Consider the following 18945-nt stretch of genomic DNA (forward strand, 5'->3'; position numbering starts at 1 on the left):
CCAGAAAAACACTCGGCTGGAAAGCCCCAGCAGAACTCTTCCTCCCAGATGGACAATTCGACTTCGTACACTTCTGGGCTAACATCACCAACAACGTTGCACTTGGTTCCTGAATCCGCCCTCCACCATCTTCTGCGGCGAATCCGGTTCCGTAAACAACGAGCACAGGGATTGGGTGTGTCAGAGCTAATGTCATCGTGTGTAGATCGGCAACGCCGGTCTCGATGCGATCCCTCGACCATCCGCCCTCCTTGCGAAGCACCCAGAAAGCCATCGCGATGGGGTCTTCAAGCCGTATGCAGCCATGGCTGAAAGCCCGTCGATCCTGGCTGAAGAGAGACATCTCCGGAGTTCCGTGCATGTAAACGTCATAGCCGTTCGGAAAGACAAACTTGATGGCACCCAGAGCATTCTTCTGTCCAGATACCTGTCGAATTCGAAGTGCGCCGCTCTTGAAGGCGGCGATAGTGATGGATTCTCCTCGGACGATATTGCCGTGATGGTCGACAGCCTCGTAGTCATGTGCGGCAAGGTAGTCGCGAGACCGCTCGATGTGCGGGATCAGCTCTCGATCCTGAATGTCCCGAGGAACGTTCCAGTATGGGTGAAAGATGATCTGCGTCAACCGTGCCTGCAGCACAGGCGTCTTGCGATGCTCGGGGCGCCCGACGATCACCGGCATCGACAGGACGACATTGAGGTGCTCGTCATAGGCTCGTACCCGAAACTCCGGGATATTCACGACGATGGGTGGCTCTTGAAACGAATGAGGAACCCAGCGCCAGCGTTCCAGGGTGAGACTCAGCTGTTCGATGCGTTTGGCTATAGGAACATTGAGCTGCCGCAGCGTGCGCGCATCGACGATGCCAGTTGGCGCAAGACCATGGCGACCTTGAAAGCGTCGTAGCGCACCGTGAAGGAGCGCATCGTCCGCTCGCGTGGATGCATCCGTAGAGGACAGATCACCGAGCTGCTGCAAACGAAGGCGCAGCGCGGAGAGGGATGCCTCGTCTGGAGCGTGGGAAGCCATCTTGGCGGGGACGATAACATCGGATCCCTGATCCGCGAGGGCGAGGTAGCAGCGAAGCGCCCCTTCGGTTCTGAGATAGCCGGGAGCGTTGGGCTCTAATTGTTGAACTGCAAGAGGCACGTCAGGTGCTGTCGCCACAGACTTCCAAACGTCGTCGGCGAGCGTCGCCGTTTCTGGAATGAGTAAATTGTTGGCGCGTTGGCCAGGAACAGCAGTTCTCCCCGCGATCAGGTCGGTGAGGAGCATTGTGACCGCAGACGTGAGGTCGATATCGAACTGGGCGAGATCGTGCGCCGTCTCATTACATTGAATATCAAGCGCGCAAGCTCTGGCCCCCCAGCGAGGTGATCCGTAGTCATCGGGTCGCAGTCCCTTCTCTGCAACGTGATCGAGAAGGTTCATGACTGAGCGGGCCTGGGACGTCGTCTGACCATTGCGAGTCCAGGCCAGAGCGAACCCACAAGGTTCGTAGAATGTTTGCAGTCTGGCAGAGTGCTCCTCTTGAATGAGCCTGGGGAGAAGGGCACTTGCCTGCTGTGAAATTGGATCCAGCGGGACAATTGGAACGGGACAGCTTGATTGACCTGCTGCAGATGCGGATAGAACGCTTAATACCAGCAGCACCAGCGCAAGCTGCCGCAGGACGATCTTCGAATGGCCGAGGGAGTGCACGAGGACGCCCAATCTTCTGGCGCTCCTGGCACCAGCGGTACGAAGGCAAGCCCGCATGGAGAAAACGCGCCTGGCGTAATTACAGATGACGCCGAATGGCGAGTACGGGGCACGGCGCGCGACGGATGATGTGCGAGAGCGTCGACCACGGCGCGTGATCGCGAAGGATCGAACTATCCCCAAATCCCGTTACGATGAGACTCGCTTTGATCGAGGTCGCGACTGCAGGTACAAGATCTGATGCGCTACCGTGCTCGACACGCAGTGTGGCGGCGGTGTAGCTGGAGAGGTCGGAGGGAAGTAGTCGATCAAGTTCGCGTTGAGCCGTTTCATTGACAAGCTCTGGAGCTACCCGATGACTCCGCGTGCCTTCTTCGACCACGTGAAGCATGGTGAGTGGCGAGTGAAACCGTTCCGCCAGGGACGATGCAAACTGTGCTGCGCGTAGCCCCGTAGTCTCGAGATTCGTTGCGAAGAGGATGTTATGGAACGGAGCCTGTGCGACCGCACACGACGGACCTACGATGAGGACTGGACAACGCACACTGCTGAGGATTGACTCTGCCACGGACCCAAGGGCAAGCCGCTCTAGGCCACCGAAGCCGCGGGAGCCAGTGACGACGAGATCGATAGCTTCATCTTCTACCACCTCTTCGATCAAGCCGAGTATCGGGGAATAGGCGACGAGCTGGCTATGAGGGATCGACTGCAACGCAGGCGTAGATCGTATGAGGTCGGCCATATTCGACTGAGCGGCTTCGAGCTCAATACCGATCGGGACTAAAGGAATAGGTTCGAGTCCAGTCCCATAGATGACCTGGGAAGCAGCATGGACGAGAAATATCTTGGAGCCATAACATTCGGCGATCGCAATTGCTTCCTCGAGGGCCCGGCGGGATGCAGCGGAGAAGTCGACTGCCACAAGAATGTGCTCAAAGAGACGCTCTGTGGTTTCGAGATGAATGGAAGCGGGAAAGACGGAGGCGGTGGATGACTTCGACATGGGAGGCTCCTCTTGGTGCAATCGGAACACAAGACCCTGACATTCTTGACAATATGCCCCCGAGATGACGGATACCGTGATGGATGTCACATCCAGCGGGTATGGGGGCGTCCCAAATAAGTTGTGGGCGGCGTTGGTCCGCATATAGCTTATGGCGTGCGAGTTTCCACCCAGCGTCACTGGGCATTGCGTGCGGCAGCCGCTCGCGGTGCAGGTTTCAATGATCTTGGTTTAGATGGCAAGGTGGAGATGAGGGGACGCGACCATGAAGTTTCTAGCGCTGGCTCTCGACTATGACGGAACCATCGCCGCAGGGGAGGTCTTGAATCCCGCTGTTCGTGATGCGATCGCGGACCTTCGCTCTAATAACGTCATCGTGCTCATTGTCACAGGGCGGATCGTCGAGGATCTACGGCGCGTGGCGGGAGATTTGCACTTTGTCGACGGCGTTGTCGGTGAGAATGGAGCCGTCGTCGAATTCTCGGACAGTGGTTATTCCCGGTGCTTTGCTCCAGTCCCACCTCCGGCATTCCTCCGGGCTCTCAGTCAGGAAGGTGTGGTATTCAAGGCCGGAAGAGCGATTGTGGAAGCAAGCGCTGATGAAGCTCCGCGCATCCTCGCCATTGTGCAGCGGCTTGAACTTCCTTTGGTGCTGCATTTCAATCGCGGGCGTCTGATGGTGCTCCCGCAAGCGATCAGTAAGGCCACAGGACTTCGCGAGGCTCTGAAGATCCTGAGGCTTTCGCCGCACAATGCCGTTGCCATTGGGGACGGCGAAAATGATCATGAGCTGCTGCAAGCAGGAGAGATCGGTGTCGCTGTCGAGTGGGGGAGTGAGTTCCTGAAGCAGAATGCAGACTATATCCTTCCTGGCAGTGGGCCCGCGGATGTTGCGACTTATATCCGATCTCTTGGGCTGAGCAAACGCATTCCCCCGCCGGTAAAGCCCCGGCGCACTCTTCTCCTTGGGCACACAGACGCTGGGCAACCAGCAACGATTGCGGTTCGAAGCCAGAACATTCTTATCGCCGGGGATACGAAGTCAGGGAAGTCCTGGGTTGCGGGTCTGCTATGCGAGCAGACAATCCTCTATGGATACTCTCTGCTCATCATCGATCCGGAAGGAGACTATACGTCGTTGGAGGCGTTGCCGGGAGTGATGGTCTGTGGCGGAAAAGACCCGCTTCCGCGTCCACGTGAACTGCTTCGCTCGCTACGCCACGCGGATGTAAGCATCGTGATCGATCTTTCTCACACGCCGTATGTCGAGAAGCTCGAGTACGTGAGAGCTCTTCTTCCTGGCCTTGCCGCGCTTCGCCGGCGCACTGGCCTTCCTCATCGCATCGTCGTCGACGAGGCCCACTATTTCCTTCATGATCAGGATGTGCATGACCTTCTGGATCTGGAACTCGGCTCTTATACCCTCGTTACATATCGCGCATCGCAATTGCACAAGGATCTGCTGGCGAAGGCGGAACTGCTCATCGCGACACGCGAGTCCAATCCCCAGGAGGTTGCTGCGTTGTGTGCGCTATGCGGGCAAAGTGAGCACGACGAGAAGTGGATCCGTCTGCTTGGAGCGCTCCTCACTGGCGAAGCCGTTATGATGCCACGGCAGCTAGGAGACGGTGAGGCGCCTGAGCGCCTGCGCCTCGCCCCTCGGCTCACACCTCATATCCGACATGCGGCCAAGTACGTGGATATTCCCGTCCCCGGCAAAGAGGAATTCATCTTCTGGAGCGGCGATCACTTGTCGGGTGAACGTGCTCGCACCCTGCGCCAATTTACTGCGATTCTCGAGCATCGTGGATTGCAGGAGCTCGATGGGCATCTTCAACGCGGCGACTTCTCCGCCTGGATTGCGAACGTCTTCGGCGACTTCGTCCTGGCGGGAGTTGTGCGTGGCATCGAGCACGACTACCGCGAAGGGGGAGCGCTCGACACGATCCCTCGACTCAGCGACGCGATACGGTCTCGCTATGAGTTTGTAGATCCGATGGGTGACGCTCGTGCGTGATGGTTGGTCTCCACAAGGGGCCGCTCATGCTTGGATACGAGTGCCTCGGTTACTGGAGCGCCGTAGTCTGCGGTTTGGCTGGTATCGGGATGATCCACTGCTTCGCCAGCTCCACGATTACAAGATAGAGGACCGTCGCCCCAACCATAAAGGCGAGATAGCGCGCCGGTAAGGGAGTGAACTCCAGCCGCGGTCCGATTCGGGAGTAGGGAAGCCACAGTCCGATGGCAACAGCCAGGACAATTGTCACCAGAAGAGGAGTGCTCGGCCGGCTTCGGAACGGCGAACGCGAGGTGCGAATCACCAGAAGCACTAAAGTCTGTGTGGCAAGCGATTCTACGAACCAGCCCGTGCGAAATTCGGGCGGGCTCGCACGGAAGACATGCAGCAGAACATAAAACGTGAGGAAGTCAAAGAGCGAACTGATCGGGCCCACGAGGAACATGAAGCGCTGGATGAGTGCAATGTCCCACTTCTGCGGTTTGGAGAAATACTCCGGGTCGACGCGGTCAGTCGGGATCGTGAGCTGGGAGAGATCGTAGAGAAAGTTATTGAGTAGCACCTGCGTAGGAAGCATCGGAAGGAACGGGAGCGCTACCGCGGCGACTCCCATGCTAAGCACGTTGCCGAAGTTGGAACTTGTCCCCATCAGGAGATACTTGATTACGTTACCGAAGGCGCGACGACCCTCGAGGATGCCATCGTGGATTACGGCGAGTCCTGGTTGCAGCAGCACGACGTCCGCTGCGTTCTGCGCGACGTCGACCGCTCCCGGGGCCGCGATGCCTGCGTCCGCAGCATGCAACGCGGGTGCATCATTGATGCCGTCGCCCATGAAGCCCACGACGTGGCCACGGCGGCGGAGCGCGAGCAGGATACGCAGCTTTTGTGGTGGTGAGACACGGGCAAAGACGCTTACCCTCTCGGCAACCTGGGTCAGAGCGGTATCGCTCATATTTTCCAAATCGGCGCCAAGGACGATCTCGCTCACTGACAGCCCGGCGCCTGTGCAGATATGAGCGGCTACGAGCTCGTTGTCCCCTGTGATGATCTTGACGGTGACGCCGTCCCGTTGAAGGCTGCTGATCGTGGCGGCGGCATCCGGCAGGATGGTGTCTGCGAAGGCCAGAAATCCGACCAGGATGAGGTCGCGCTCGTCGGAGACCTCATACCGTGATCGCAACGGCAGATCCCTCGTCGCCACGGCGAGAACGCGATGTCCGGACCTGCTCTGCGCTTCGCAGAAGTCCTTGCTTGCCTGAAGCGCAGCCGCGGTAAACGGTGCGACCGCGTCGCCAAGGCGGACTTCGGCGATCAAGGGGAAGATGCCTTCCGGCGATCCATTGCAGATCAGGAGGGCTCCGCCGTTCCCTGTAACTACCACAGACAGACGGCGTCTCTCAAAGTCGAAGGGGACTTCGTCGAGTTTCGTTGCGGCGCTGGATTGAGTTGTCCGGGCGAGGATGGCAGTGTCGAGAGGGCTACGAAGACCGGCCTGGAGGCGGCTGTTGACCGCGGCCAGTGCGAGCGGAACTGTCGACGGGGTGCCATCGGGCGCGGCGCTGAACTCCAGGGACATGATGCCAGCGGTAAGAGTTCCGGTCTTATCCGAACAGAGTATATCGATGCTCCCCAGATTCTGGATCGCGGGAAGATGCTTGACGACAACGTGCTTGCGCGCCATGGCCAACGCTCCGCGCGACAGCGTGACAGACGTGATCATCGGCAGGAACTCAGGCGTCAGACCCACTGCAAGCGCGACGGCGAAGAGGAGCGATTGCAGCGGTGGTCGATGTAATGCCAGGCTTGCGACCAGCACCAGGAGGACGAGAAGAAAGACAATACGGGCGATCATGTAGGAGAAGCGCCGCAGCCCTGCGTCAAACGCGGTCTCTGGTGGCTTGGCCGCGAGTTTAGCTACGACATCCCCAAATGCAGTACGCACGCCAGTAGCAACGACTACGGCAGTTGCGGTCCCACTCGCGATGGAAGTCCCCAGGAAGACCATGTTCGACGCGTCAGCAGAAGTCGATACAGAGTCGCCAGTGACCATCTTTTCGGTGGCCCCAGACTCGCCGGTGAGCATTGCCTGGAAGACGGCGAGGTCCCGCGAGGCGACGAGACATGCGTCTGCCGGGAGCATGTCGCCTGCTGCGAGCCGGATCAAATCCCCAGGAACCAACTTCGAGCGAGGAATATCGCTCCAGACGCCATCGCGTTCGACAGAGGCCACCGCCGCAATCGTTGCTCTGAGGCGTTTGATGGTGATGCGAGCATGAAATCCCTGCGCAACGTCGATCCCTCCGCCGAGCAGGACGATCGCTGCAATCAGACAAGCGTCAAAGCGCTCCCCGATTGCGAGCGAGATTCCGGCTGCGATCAGTAGAACAATGGAAAGAGGGTTGAACAACACGAGGAATTGTCGGATCCAAGCCGATTCGCCTTCGCCCAACGAAGTCTCGTTCGGTCCGTATTGCCGTAGTCTGGCCGCGGCTTCTTCCGATGTCAGGCCGGCCACCGGGGATTGAACTTTGCCAGTTTCCCCCATCGACATCGAAGAACCTCTTTGAGAGATGCTGGCCATGGCTTTCCAAGAGCCGTTGCTATACCTGACGCCAAGCCCGCTTGCGACTATGCGACCTAGGCAACTGTGAGAACAGGGCAATGAACCTTAGCAAGGAGTGTGCCGAGGACACCACCGCTCGAATTGCTGAGCCAGAAAGCTGGTTTCGGCGCCGCCAAGACAACGAGATCCGCGTTGATCCGAAGGGCCAGATCGAGAAGCTCTTCACCGGTATTACTAGACTCAAGAAAATACTTGGGGTCGCACCATGCGTTCGATTGTTCGGGCAGGAGCGGATCCATCGCGGACCTGAAGTCCTGTTGCCGCTGGAGACGAGTGGTGTGGTCGCCCTGGTCATGCTCATCGAGGTAGCAGCATGTCAACTCGCATCCGCTGTCTTCCGCGAACCTGCGAGCATAGGTTGCGGCTCGGCTGGTGTCCAGGGAGAAGTCTGTTGCGTAGAGGATGTGACCGAAAACGAGCTCGTCTTTTTCCAGCCGAGGGACACACGGGCCTACGGTGAATACAGGGGCCAGCGAATGCCGGATGATCCCGTCCGCGGTTGACCTCAGGACTGCCCGTTCCAATCCTCTTGGCGGCCTTGTTCCGACGATGACAAGGTCCGCAAATCGGGCCTGTGCGAGCCTTGCAATCTCCTTTGCAGGGGAATGTCCTTCCACCATGAGCATCCTCGACTGAACTCCAACTTTGTCGAACGCCTCTTTCATTTGGCTTAGCCGCATCATGCAGTTGTGCTCACGGTCGGCGGGCAAGAAGCCGATGATTGCTTCCTCATAGGAGCTGACAATCGACGGATCGAAAATATGGGTGATCTCAACCGCGGCTCCGAATCCCCTTGCAATTCCTTGCGCGTAACGTTCCGCGCGTAGTGATGATTCGGCGAAGTTCGTAGCGAAAAGAATGGATTGGATCAATAGAGCGGCGGGTTGCTGTGTCAACGGCATGAAGAACCTCCATATCCCGGTAACTTTCGGGGAACGGGAACGAAGTTATGCGAAAGGCCAATCAGCGTTTTCGTTAGGCCGCCTTCGGCGTTTCTCTCCCTGTTAGAGAAGGGGTGCCGCATTCCCGAAAAGCCTGAACTCTGTTGAAAGCGCCACTGTTCACCGTGCTTGCATTGAGCAACGATCCGCAGATCATTGTCTCGATCAGGCGGAATCCGAAGCCGGCTGCTGTCACGAGGATTCGTAATGAGATGGCCAGTCTGATCGACAGCAGGGGAGACCGACGCGGCACATGCCTCGCACAGCCAGAAGTATTCGATATCGTGCCTCCGACGACTGAGAGAGTAGAGGCACCCGCTGCTAAGAGGGAGGGATCCTGAGTTGCACCGAGCCCTGCTCGAAGTAGATGATGTTATTTTGCAAGCCGAAGGAGATATGGTCCGGTTCGAACGTTGTCCTCATGAGTTCGTGTTCAGTGTTGAATGCGAAGATGTTATTCCGCAGCAAATTGTCATTGCCGGAATTTTGATGAAAGCCTGCGCTCTTGCAGCGGTAAACAACATTGTTTTGCACGAGAATGTGGCTTGAGCCCTCGTCCACTTAGATCCCCAGCCTCCATAGGTAAAGGAATTGACATCGTGGATTCAGTTGTTCTGGATTACGGTGCCTGGCTGCACTCCAAGTGTATAGATGCCTCCCATATCGCTTGTCAGGCCTTGACCAATGTCGTAGATGTCGTTGTACGCGATCAGATTTTGGCTGGAGAGACTCGGGCCGTAGCCCCAGGTCCACCCTGTGGAGATGGCTGTCTGGTAAGAGTCTGGGATGTCATTGTGTAGCACCCGGTTGCGCGCGGACTGCATCAGAACGACGCCCATGCGGGCGGCATACACCCGCCCAATGTGCTCAATCACGTTGTCGCTGATGAGGGTTTCGTAACTCTGCTCGGCATCGTCTGGGCGAATGGCTGCCTCGCCGATGCGAATGCCACCGGCACCGAGGTCGGAGAACTTATTCGCAACAATCTCATTGTGCTTCGAACCCCTTCCCAGGTCCACTCCATAACCTCCGAGATGGGCAAAGAGACAGTGGTCGATGTGAATGCCGACGGCACATACTCTTGAGAACGCAGCATCGGCTGCGATCGCACCCTGGCCGTCAAAGAGCCCTGACGGGCCAATGATCCAATCCGTATGCTCGAAGCTCAGCCCACGGAAGGTAATATCGTTCACGAACTTACCGGACTCCGGCATCCCTTTGAGGATAATCAGCCGCTCGAGGCCGGGTGCAATCACCTTCACCTCTTCCATGTTCTGCCCAGGTAACGGAATGTAAGAGAGCTTGTGGGTGGCGCGGTCTAGATGCCATTGCCCCAGTCGATGCAGTGCAGTGGCGACATTTGCGATTTAGTAGCGCGCATCCTTCTCCTGCGCGTAGCCTTCCTTCGGGCCAGGACAACAAGATGGTTCTGTTCATTGACGCTGATGATTGGAGAGCGGAAGTCGTTCCACCCGATGTAGCCGACAAGTTGGGCGTCCTCGAGTCCCGCCCATTGCGATTGGATATCGGTTCCGCGATAGTGCAGTCGAAGCTGCTGGAACCGTGTTCCGGTTCCATCAAAGCGGAAGAAGCCCGTGTCAGGAATGCGAGTCCGTTCGGCGCGCTGGCCATCGGCAAATAAATCGTGGAAGTCTGAGCCGTGTGCGTCTGCAATCCAGGAATCACCGTCGGCCTTGCTCCACGCGGTGATAAGCCAGCACCGCTGATGACCGGATGTTAGCCTTTGGCTGCTTGCCATGCAGTACTGCTATCCTCCGGTTCAAGGACGAGGGTATCGGGAAGGTAATAGGTTCCGTCGTGGACCGTCACAGTGATGGCCCCTATAACTCCCGCGGCACGCTGCGCCCGAGCGGCATGCGCGCTTGAGTGAATGTGGAGATGGGGCCAGTTGGCGAGATCGAAATCTGCTGAGCAGATGCGGTCATGGCCAATAAGGCCGAAAGCATGCAAGACGGGACAGGCAGAAGTTTCCAGGGGCGGAGCGTATCGATTTCTATGACTTTATCGCAACTATGGTTCGGTTGTTGTGGCGGATCGCAATATTTTCTATGAAGGCGCTGTCTGTTTGCCAGTTCTCCTCCTCGATCGGTCTTGAACCCGCCACAGTAAGGAAGCGGGATTCGATGCTGAACCTCATTGCGCCGGCCGACGAGCCCGGGATGAGCTAACAACCCAGTTGTCGAACTGGTCTTTGGCGAAAGCTGGACAAGCGAAATAGGGAGTCAAACACAACGGTCCTTCAACGAAGAAGGACTGTTCGGAGGAGCCAAGTCCGACTGAGGACAATGGGGTTCCTGCGCAAGAGATCGCTGTACTTCGATCGTGCAATGTGGCCTGGAAGCTGCGAATTCAACCGCAGGCTGAGCTAGCAGTCTGCCGGAGCCCGTTACGCTTCATCGAAGCCGACCTTCGCGGCGCGCGCCGAGCGCGGGTCTCCTGCCTCGGACGATTGCTTGGCCCGCTTCCTAAAGTTACTCTTAAGCGCGAGTTCGATCACGAGGGTGCTGAATCCAGAGCGCGAATCTAGAGGTGGCTCTCATGTGGAGAAAAGCGCGGGAGGACAGTCTCCGATTGGATGGGCCAAGAATCCTAGAGGCCCCGTGAATCAAACGGAACGGTGAAGACGGCCGTGTTGTACCGTTTGACGTGCTCCGTTTCGGTCCTGCTCTCTCCGAGGAGCATCGGCAGAGCAGATAAGCTATTGGTTGCCGATCCTTTGAGTTTTACCGATGCACTCCGGTTCTCACGAGTTCGATGCCGTGGAGGTTTACGCCACGTTTTCACGGCGGCAACGCGGGTTCGAATCCATCAGGGACGCCAATAAAACAAAGCATTTAGCTTTTGGTCGCAAGCGTGGCTCGAGCCTACCGCGTTCGTGACATTTGGACCCTGTGCCCGGCGCGCGGAAGCATGACGGACCATGCAGCCCCCTCTTGTATTCAGGCGCGGGACGACGCCGGGGCATGGCTCTGAATCCCCGGATCATAAAGACAGTGGGTATACCCCTATAACGAGCGAGCTGCCGCTATGGCGGAGAGATGCCATTGTCTCAGGGTTTCGTACAAGAGGACGAAAGACCGGCTGGTTAGCGTGGTATCGATGGCTCGGTGTGCCTCGCGTCGTCAGGGGATTCCGTGCGGGGGCAGGCGGTGAGTAATTGTTGGTGCGCGGCTGCCTGCACGTCGTAACGGTGATCTAGGAGTCCGGATGCGACAACGCATCCGATTCCAAGGGGCTGGAGAATGCTGAGCCCGAGCAGGTAGGGCTTGTTCTTCACAAAAGATTCGGTGACGCCGTATAGCTTCCCACTGCGACGGAGGTTGCTGTTGATTTGCGGCAGATTGAACAGTGCGAAACCAACCTCGGGATGACGCTCCGCATATCCGTGGAGACTCGATCCGATCTGTTTTGGTGTCGTGATGCCCGCGTCGAACAGAATGTTGCGATGAATTGCCCCCGGAAAGAGAACGTTCAGCACGGATCGAGCAAAATCCGGACAGTTGGAGAGGAAAAGATTGAAATGGCTGCGGTTGTGATGTTGGTTCAACCAGGCGACCACTTTCTCATCCTGTTCATCGGTTGTCCTCAAACGAATGGCAATGATTTGTCTACGGTACGTTGCTCCAACGAGCTGTTGCCAGCCGTTGGCCGAGGGGTGGCGCGCGAAGGAGTCTTGATGCGTTGTACGGTACGCCTCGCGAAGAGTCTCTAGACCATCTCTCGAGATCTCGTTGGGAATCTCTTCTGGAAGGTCGACCGCATACAGATAGGGGACTGGGTGCATCGCGAGCCATCGTACCTAGCGACGTAGTGATAGCGACTGATGACGACTCCAGACTTCCCAGGGCGGCACTTGCGAACGCTGGCATGGTTGTCCGAGCAGAGGTGATCGAAGTAGAGAGCAACGTGTCCGGTTGCGGTGACGCGCCCAAGGAAGTTGATAGGCTCCTCGATGAGGACGACTACATCAGCGTGTGACTTCGTAGCTCCAAGCAGCGGAATTAGAGCCAGGAGAAGGACGAGCCAAGACAAAGTTCGCTGGCCTGTTGCTTGTGGCGGGCACTCAGCTATCTCGCACGGCTTGGAGCATCCCCGCAGACCTAAGAAGTGCGCCGTGGAGATCTGCATCCTCGACATCCGATCCAAGATATGTACCATCATGAGCGGCATGCCGCTCTCGAGCAGGCCTCTATCTGCTCATTCGCGTTAGAGTGCCGATAGAAGGAATGGCAAAGCGAACCATGGCAGCACAGAGTGCTCATTCGAGTGCATGTGGGATAACCACTATTTTCCATCTGTCCAGACACCTTGATATTGGTTTCTCGCATTCCACAAGGACCAGCCATCAGCGCCCGCGTCCTGCGAGGCTCGGATCTGTGCATCCACTTCAGTGGGACCGAAGGCGCGGTGGCCGGGCAGGTAGTCTCGGAAGGCCTGCAGCCAAGGGCGAAACTTCTTCGGGCTTACGCCTGTTCTTCGAATCGCCTCCTGCAACGTCAGCACGATGGTCTCGTAGATGTCCTGGGTAGAGGCGACGGGATCCCGATGGCCTGGAATGCCATATTGGAAGCCAGAGGGATAGAGCATTGGGCAGACGTAGTCTACGATCTTTGTGATCGGCTCAAGCTGCTGGCCGATGCCTGTGTCGTTGGTGTTCCACGACACATAGCCGAAGACGTCAACGGAAAGGAACACGTTGTAGGGAATCAGCGCCTGATGCGCTTCGCTGAGAAAGCGGGAGATGGCTCGAATGCGATTGGCTTCATCGGTGGCTTCACTCAGGCGCAGCTTATTGGGGGAGTCAGGGAAGCGCACATAGTCGAACTGCACTTCATCGAAGCCTGCCTGGGCGGCTTCGACAGCAATAGCGATGTTGTAGGTGCGCACTTCCGCCTTGAATGGATCCGTCCACGAGAGATGCTCGCGGTCGCGGTACAGAGCCCCGTTCGACAGGTGGACCCCGAGATCGGGCCTTGCTGTGGCGAGCGGATTGTCTTTGAACGTCACAATGCGGGCGATCATATAGATTCCCTGATCGTGACCGGACCTCACGAGATCGGGCAATGAGCTAATGGTGGTGAGTTTGCGCGCGCCGATGCAGGCTGCCAAGGGGAGCCGGCTGGGATAGTCGAGGAGGCCGTGGTCGGTCTTGATGTTGATGACAAGCGCGTTCGCTTTACCCTCACGGATGAGCCGCAGTGCAGGGTCGCGGAGCGCACGGGAAGCGACCCATATTCAGTGAGAAACAGTGCCCTCACGGTGAGCGGGGTCAACGGTAGCTGGCCATGGCGTATGTTTGCTTCAGAAGGGCTATACATCGCTGCGCGGTACCCAGGAGCTCGTAGGAGGATCGTCTGCGCATGCTCTGGTACGGAGAAACTGGCAGCGCTGTCCGGAGAAAGAACGCTGCCGTTTACGGTAACGATGGGGTCCGCAACCGGCGCCTTGTGAACAGAGTCGACAACCGTTATGCGCAGATTCTCGCAGAAAGCGGGCACGGGATTCAACAGACCAAGACCAGTGGCGATGAAGGAGAGGAGTGCGAGTTTAGTTATCGAATTCATGGGACGAACTTTCCCGCGAGTGTGTCGGAGCGTCGCGTAGCAGCGCAGCAAAAGCAGAACCGCGCGCCGAGTTGGATACGGGGATTCGGTGGATCGAAAAGGGAGCATCCCCGACCTGTGCCAACCCTCCCGCAAAGCCGAAGGCAGCCCGGTAGCCATCTTTCTTTGCCAAAGAACTGAGGGTGTCGTCGACGATTCCATAGGGCCATGCGAGAAGGCTCACCTGCGTCCCCAACTCTTTGTCGAGGATTTCGCGAGAGCGGATCAACTGGAAATCGACGAAGGCAGCGTATTCGGTATCGGTGCGATGAGCCCTCTCCTTCCGGAAGTCGGGATGCCAATAGGTGTGTGATTCGATCTCTACCAGACCCGAGGCTTGCATCTGTCGGAGCTGCTCCCAGGTCATATTCGATTTGCTCCTGGATATGGCGGAGGGATAGATGAAGAGGGTCACGGGAATGTGCCGCCGCAGGATGATCGGGAATGCCACGGTAAACACGGAGCGATGCCCGTCGTCGATCGTGATGGCGGCGACGCGGCCTGTCGGTGGCGATCGTTTGCCGAGAACGATGTCGGCCACTTCATTTACGAAAATGAGTTTGTAACCCTCCTGTGTGAGGACGTCGAGTTGTGACTCGAACGCAACTGTGGTCACAGTAGTGGCCGCGGGCATAGCTGGATCGAAGCGATGATAGACGAGCACCGGGATGCCAGGCGCCGCTGGGCCCTGGCCATGAAGCGCAGTTGCGGCTGAAAGCAAGAGGACCAGGACTACCAGGCTGGAAAGGAGGTTCAGGGAGCGCTGTCCAACACGGGCATGCCTGGTGGCGCTGGTCGAGAGCGAGAGATTCTGCCGTGCCGTTTCACTTAAGGTCGTGGAGTTCCTTGAACGCTCGATAGAGGACTTGCGGATCGTTTCACCCCTTGAAGACTGCAGGTAGTTCGCGCTTGAGCCCAAGGAGGACATAGGCCGAATACTCCACGGTGAAGACGACATCATCCGGCTGCTCACAGAACTGGCCCGTGAATGCGAGGTTCTCCCATCCCGCGAGCCTGGTGGGGACCTCCCGCGAAACCGTGACTCGCGCTATGGGGAAGCTCCAGCGGGATGGCATCATCGTGATTCAAGGTGCGACCATCATATCGTCGCAGTCGGAAAGCTGGAACGCCTATCGCTCTGAGAAGGGGAAAGTGGGGAAGATGAGCTCCGCATCCTCGAGGAGTGGTATGCGAAGCAAGGGATCCAGTCCGTGGTGTCGTTCTATGCCAGGTCGGTATCAGGTGCATGGTATCGCGTCGTGGGAGTCAGACCTCGGCGCGCGTGGCGTGCCCAGCCTCGGGTATTGTGGATGCGATGCGGAACGTCGCGATAGACCGCCGCCATATGCTGCGCGACGGCGACGGGAAGCTAACGGAGGATGCCCGGAGATGAGAGACAAGATCTGGACAAGGCGCGGATTCGTCACCTCGCTATCGCAGACCGCGCTGGTGTTGTCGCTGGAGGACGTGCTGAAGCTGGCCGCGCCTGCACAACAGGCGGCTCCGCAGATCGGCGCCCGACCGGAGTACACGGCAAGACCGCGTGGCGCGAAGATGCTGCCTTCACCTGTGACCGGGGCGCCGCTCGGCTTCAGCTTCGTCGATGTCGCGAAGCAGAGTGGGCTGAATGCAAAGACCATCTATGGCGATGAGCATCGAAACCGCTATCTGCTCGAGACCACGGGCTGTGGTGTTGCCTTCTATGACTTCGATCATGATGACTGGATTGACCTGTTTCTAGTCAACGGTACGACGCTGGCAGGTTTCCCCAAGGGACAGGAGCCCATCAGCCGGCTCTTCAAGAACAATCGTGATGGCACGTTCACGGACATCACCGTGAAGAGCGGCATGACGCGCAGCGGATGGGGCCAGGGATGCTGCGTGGGCGACTACGATAACGATGGCCGGGATGACCTCTTCGTCAGCTACTACGGCCAGAACATCCTGTACAAGAATCACGGGGACGGCACGTTTACCGATATGACTGCGAAGGCTGGACTGGCGCAGTCGCGTATGCGATGGAATTCGGGCTGTGCGTTCCTTGACTATGACAAGGATGGTCATCTCGATCTCTTTGTCGCGAACTATATCGACTTCGATATCAAGACGGCTCCGTTGCCTGAAGCTGCGGGTTGCGCCTACAAGGGGATGCAGGTCGCCTGCGGTCCGCCGGGGCTCGATGGTGGAAAAAATATCCTGTATCACAACAATGGGGACGGAACTTTCACGGATGTTAGCCAGAAGGCCGGCATGTGGGACACGATCGGCACGTACGGCTTGAGCGTCACGGTGGCGGATCTGGATAACGATGGCTGGCCTGATATCTATGTCGCAAATGACTCGACGGCCGCGACCTACTATCAGAACCAAAAAGACGGTACGTTTAAGGATGTGGCGGTCGAGTCGGGTATCGCGTACTCGCCCGACGGCAAGCCGCAGGCGGGCATGGGCGTTTCGGTGGGAGATTTCAATCGCGATGGTCTCCTTGACATCGTGAAGACGAACTTCGCCGGCGATACGGACTCTCTGTATATGAATCTTGGTGATGGGACCTTCGAGGACCACACCTATCTCTCCGGTCTCGGCATCAATACACGGTACCTCGGCTGGGGTGTGGGCTTTATCGATGTCGACAACGATGGCTGGCTGGACATCTTCATCTCGAATGGCCACGTATATCCGGAGGTCGATGGTTCGCACCTGGATGCACCCTATGCCGAACATAAGTATCTTTATCGCAATCTGCGCAATGGGCAGTTCGAAGAGGTGACTAACCAAGCTGGGCCGGGCATCACGGCTGCTGTGCCTGCGCGCGGCTGCGCTTTCGGCGACTATAACAACGATGGCGCCATGGATGCCGTCGTGAACTGCGTCAATGCGCCACCGCAATTACTGCGAAACGATGCGAGTATCCAACGCAACTGGATCAAGATTCGTCTCGTCGGAACGAAGTCGAATCGCACGGGCATCGGAGCACGCATCATCGTGACTGCGCAGACCGCTCCGCAGGAGAAGAGCGGTGTGGGCAAGCAGCCGCTGAAGCAGCTTGATGAAGTCCGCAGTGGAGGAAGCTATTACTCGCAGAATGACCTGCGTATGCACTTTGGCCTCGACCAGGCGATGAAGGCGGACCTCGTCGAGATCGTGTGGCCTTCGGGTGCGAGGGACTCGCTAAAAGACCTTCCCGCGAATCACCTCTACGTCATCGAAGAGGGTGGAAAGATCCTGAAGACGTTGGCGATGGGGAGCAATACTTCGAAGGAAGAGAAGAGCTCTTGATGCGGTCGCGGTCCATGATGAAGGGCGTTGTGCTGCTCATGATCCTGGCGGATTTCTCGTCCAGGGCACAACAGCCTTATGCTGTGAGCGCCGAACATCCGACGCCGGCGTGGTTTGTCGATGTCGCGGCCAAGGCCGGCATTACGGTTCGCAACGTGAATGGCGATCCGGAGAACAAGAAGTACATTGTGGAGTCCACGGGCTCGGGGGTCGCGATCCTGGACTATGACCGCGACGGCTGGATGGACATCTTCCTGATCAATGGGCAAGAGCTGCATCCGGAGCGGCAGAAAGGTGAGCCGCCAACCAGCCACCTCTTCCACAACAACCACGATGGTACGTTTACCGACGTGACGGCGAAGGCTGGCCTCGTTTCCACAGCGTGGGGGCAGGGCGCGTGCGTGGGTGACTACGACAATGATGGCTTCGACGACATTTACGTGACGGACTATGGCAAGAACCGGCTCTTCCACAATGAGGGCAACGGCACGTTCAAGGAGGTCGCCGAGACGGCGGGTGTTGCAGGAACGGGGAAGGAGTGGGGCACTGGTTGCGCGTTCGTCGACTATGACCGTGATGGCAAGTTGGATCTTGTGGTCGCAAACTACGTGCACTTCGATTTGTCCAGGACACCGGCGCCGGGTTCCGACGCCGGCTGCACCTGGAAGGGAGCGCCGGTGATGTGTGGGCCGCGGGGACTTGCTCACGCACCCAACCTTCTCTTTCACAACGAAGGCAATGGGAAGTTCAAGGACGTAAGTGTGGCGTCAGGCATCGAGAAGACGGAAGGGCATTACTGCTTCTCTGTCACCACACTGGATTACAACGAAGACGGCTGGCCGGACATATATGTCGCGTGCGATTCCACGCCGTCCATCCTCTACCGGAACAACAAGGACGGCACGTTCACGGATGTGGCTGGAGATGTGGGAGCGGCTTTCAACGAGGATGGCCGCGAGCAGGCAGGGATGGGATCCACCGCTGCGGACTACAACGGCGATGGCCATCTCGATCTCTTCAAGACCAATTTCTCAGATGACACCGCGACGCTTTACAAGGCGAATGGCGATGCAACGTTCACTGACGCTACCAGCGAGGCCGGGCTCGCAATCCATGTCGATGCGCTGGGATGGGGTTCGATGTTTGCGGACGTGGATAACGATGGCCGGCCGGATTTGCTGGTGGCGAATGGTCACGTGTATCCGGAAGTCGACTCGGCCAGGCTCGGCGCGACCTTCAAAGAGCCACGATTTCTCTACTGGAACCAAGGCAATGGCAGGTTCAAGGATCTCTCCAGAAGCTCAGGGCCCGGGCTGACGGAACCCTTGAGCGGGCGTGGGCTGGCGATCGCGGATTTGTGGAACGACGGCCGGCTCTCGGCCGTGGTGAACAACCTGAGCGACCGCCCAATGCTGCTAGTCAATGAGGCGAAGAACACTCATCATTGGCTGGGAGTGAAGCTGGTTGGCACGCAGTCGAACCGGGATGGCATAGGTGCGCGTGTGGTGGCGCATGTGGGCTCCCGCAACCTTGTCGATGAGGTTCGGAGCGGCTCGAGTTACAACAGCTCGAGCGATCTGCGGCTGCACTTCGGCCTGGGCGATGCTACTGACCTCAAGAGCATCGAGGTACGCTGGCCTAATGGCGAGTTGGAAGTGTTCCAAGCTTCCGGAATAGATCGCATCATTGAGTTCGTAGAGGGGAAAGGGAAGAAGCCATGAGAGATTGCTCAATCTGATTCCGGAGCGCTACT

At 57.9% G+C, this 18945-nt stretch carries 13 protein-coding genes and 2 pseudogenes; 5 read left to right on the forward strand and 10 right to left on the reverse strand.

Annotated elements, in window-relative coordinates:
* Positions 1-113, forward strand: a pseudogene (locus AC5E6W_RS10580) (IS30 family transposase); the annotation flags it as partial.
* A 200-nt stretch (positions 114-313) separates the two neighbouring features.
* Here AC5E6W_RS10580 and AC5E6W_RS10585 read toward each other — a convergent pair.
* Both AC5E6W_RS10585 and AC5E6W_RS10590 read right to left on the reverse strand, forming a co-directional pair.
* Positions 314-1759 (reverse strand): annotated as a pseudogene (locus tag AC5E6W_RS10585) (L,D-transpeptidase scaffold domain-containing protein); the annotation flags it as partial.
* Positions 1760-1781: 22 nt separating this feature from the next.
* Positions 1782-2705, reverse strand: coding sequence for a universal stress protein (locus AC5E6W_RS10590; RefSeq protein WP_491752261.1), 924 nt, complete (start codon positions 2703-2705; stop codon positions 1782-1784).
* A gap of 265 nt (positions 2706-2970) precedes the next feature.
* Between AC5E6W_RS10590 and AC5E6W_RS10595 the strand changes: the two genes are divergently transcribed.
* Complete coding sequence (locus AC5E6W_RS10595) at positions 2971-4722, forward strand: HAD family hydrolase (RefSeq protein ID WP_491752262.1); 1752 nt, start codon at positions 2971-2973, stop codon at positions 4720-4722.
* Positions 4723-4771: 49 nt separating this feature from the next.
* Here AC5E6W_RS10595 and mgtA read toward each other — a convergent pair whose 3' ends face one another.
* Both mgtA and AC5E6W_RS10605 read right to left on the reverse strand, forming a co-directional pair.
* The gene (gene mgtA, locus AC5E6W_RS10600; RefSeq protein ID WP_491752263.1) at positions 4772-7306 is read right to left on the reverse strand and encodes a magnesium-translocating P-type ATPase; all 2535 of its coding nucleotides are present in this window, start codon (positions 7304-7306) and stop codon (positions 4772-4774) included.
* Between the two features lie 56 nt (positions 7307-7362).
* Positions 7363-8250: a universal stress protein gene (locus AC5E6W_RS10605; RefSeq protein ID WP_491752264.1), complete on the reverse strand. Its 888-nt coding sequence runs from the start codon at positions 8248-8250 to the stop codon at positions 7363-7365.
* A 381-nt stretch (positions 8251-8631) separates the two neighbouring features.
* On the opposite strand from AC5E6W_RS10605, the gene AC5E6W_RS10610 reads away from it, so the two are divergent.
* Entirely contained in the window at positions 8632-8838 is a 207-nt protein-coding gene (locus AC5E6W_RS10610; RefSeq protein WP_491752265.1) for a hypothetical protein, read from the forward strand.
* A gap of 56 nt (positions 8839-8894) precedes the next feature.
* On the opposite strand, the gene AC5E6W_RS10615 is transcribed toward AC5E6W_RS10610, so the two are convergent.
* From AC5E6W_RS10615 to AC5E6W_RS10640, 6 genes are all read right to left on the reverse strand, one after another.
* Positions 8895-9560: a right-handed parallel beta-helix repeat-containing protein gene (locus AC5E6W_RS10615; protein ID WP_491752266.1), complete on the reverse strand. Its 666-nt coding sequence runs from the start codon at positions 9558-9560 to the stop codon at positions 8895-8897.
* A gap of 47 nt (positions 9561-9607) precedes the next feature.
* A complete protein-coding gene (locus AC5E6W_RS10620; RefSeq protein WP_491752267.1) occupies positions 9608-10048 on the reverse strand; it encodes a hypothetical protein in 441 nt (146 codons plus the stop codon).
* Between the two features lie 1347 nt (positions 10049-11395).
* Positions 11396-12094: a hypothetical protein gene (locus tag AC5E6W_RS10625; RefSeq protein WP_491752268.1), complete on the reverse strand. Its 699-nt coding sequence runs from the start codon at positions 12092-12094 to the stop codon at positions 11396-11398.
* A gap of 500 nt (positions 12095-12594) precedes the next feature.
* The gene (locus tag AC5E6W_RS10630) at positions 12595-13545 is read right to left on the reverse strand and encodes a putative glycoside hydrolase (protein ID WP_491752492.1); all 951 of its coding nucleotides are present in this window, start codon (positions 13543-13545) and stop codon (positions 12595-12597) included.
* A gap of 312 nt (positions 13546-13857) precedes the next feature.
* The gene (locus tag AC5E6W_RS10635; protein WP_491752269.1) at positions 13858-14841 is read right to left on the reverse strand and encodes a polysaccharide deacetylase family protein; all 984 of its coding nucleotides are present in this window, start codon (positions 14839-14841) and stop codon (positions 13858-13860) included.
* Positions 14792-14992, reverse strand: a complete 201-nt coding sequence (locus AC5E6W_RS10640; protein ID WP_491752270.1) for an oleate hydratase — start codon at positions 14990-14992, stop codon at positions 14792-14794. The genes AC5E6W_RS10635 and AC5E6W_RS10640 overlap by 50 nt, the downstream gene beginning before the upstream one ends.
* Between AC5E6W_RS10640 and AC5E6W_RS10645 the strand changes: the two genes are divergently transcribed.
* Positions 14952-17192, forward strand: coding sequence for a CRTAC1 family protein (locus AC5E6W_RS10645; protein WP_491752271.1), 2241 nt, complete (start codon positions 14952-14954; stop codon positions 17190-17192). The two genes, AC5E6W_RS10640 and AC5E6W_RS10645, sit on opposite strands and share 41 nt — an antisense overlap.
* The gene (locus tag AC5E6W_RS10650) at positions 17192-18913 is read left to right on the forward strand and encodes a CRTAC1 family protein (protein ID WP_491752272.1); all 1722 of its coding nucleotides are present in this window, start codon (positions 17192-17194) and stop codon (positions 18911-18913) included. Before AC5E6W_RS10645 ends, AC5E6W_RS10650 begins: the two co-directional genes overlap by 1 nt.
* The last annotated feature ends 32 nt before the right edge of the window (positions 18914-18945 follow it).

This window comes from Bryocella sp. (genome assembly GCF_058498515.1).

Excerpts from the sequence above, each read along its gene's own strand:
- AC5E6W_RS10635 (WP_491752269.1), bottom strand. The coding sequence starts at position 14,841 with ATGTCCTCCTTGGGCTCAAGCGCGAACTACCTGCAGTCTTCAAGGGGT.
- AC5E6W_RS10605 (WP_491752264.1), bottom strand. The coding sequence starts at position 8,250 with ATGCCGTTGACACAGCAACCCGCCGCTCTATTGATCCAATCCATTCTT.
- AC5E6W_RS10595 (WP_491752262.1), top strand. The coding sequence starts at position 2,971 with ATGAAGTTTCTAGCGCTGGCTCTCGACTATGACGGAACCATCGCCGCA.
- AC5E6W_RS10615 (WP_491752266.1), bottom strand. The coding sequence starts at position 9,560 with ATGGAAGAGGTGAAGGTGATTGCACCCGGCCTCGAGCGGCTGATTATC.
- AC5E6W_RS10650 (WP_491752272.1), top strand. The coding sequence starts at position 17,192 with ATGCGGTCGCGGTCCATGATGAAGGGCGTTGTGCTGCTCATGATCCTG.
- AC5E6W_RS10620 (WP_491752267.1), bottom strand. The coding sequence starts at position 10,048 with ATGGCAAGCAGCCAAAGGCTAACATCCGGTCATCAGCGGTGCTGGCTT.
- AC5E6W_RS10640 (WP_491752270.1), bottom strand. The coding sequence starts at position 14,992 with ATGATGCCATCCCGCTGGAGCTTCCCCATAGCGCGAGTCACGGTTTCG.
- mgtA (WP_491752263.1), bottom strand. The coding sequence starts at position 7,306 with ATGGCCAGCATCTCTCAAAGAGGTTCTTCGATGTCGATGGGGGAAACT.
- AC5E6W_RS10590 (WP_491752261.1), bottom strand. The coding sequence starts at position 2,705 with ATGTCGAAGTCATCCACCGCCTCCGTCTTTCCCGCTTCCATTCATCTC.
- AC5E6W_RS10625 (WP_491752268.1), bottom strand. The coding sequence starts at position 12,094 with ATGCACCCAGTCCCCTATCTGTATGCGGTCGACCTTCCAGAAGAGATT.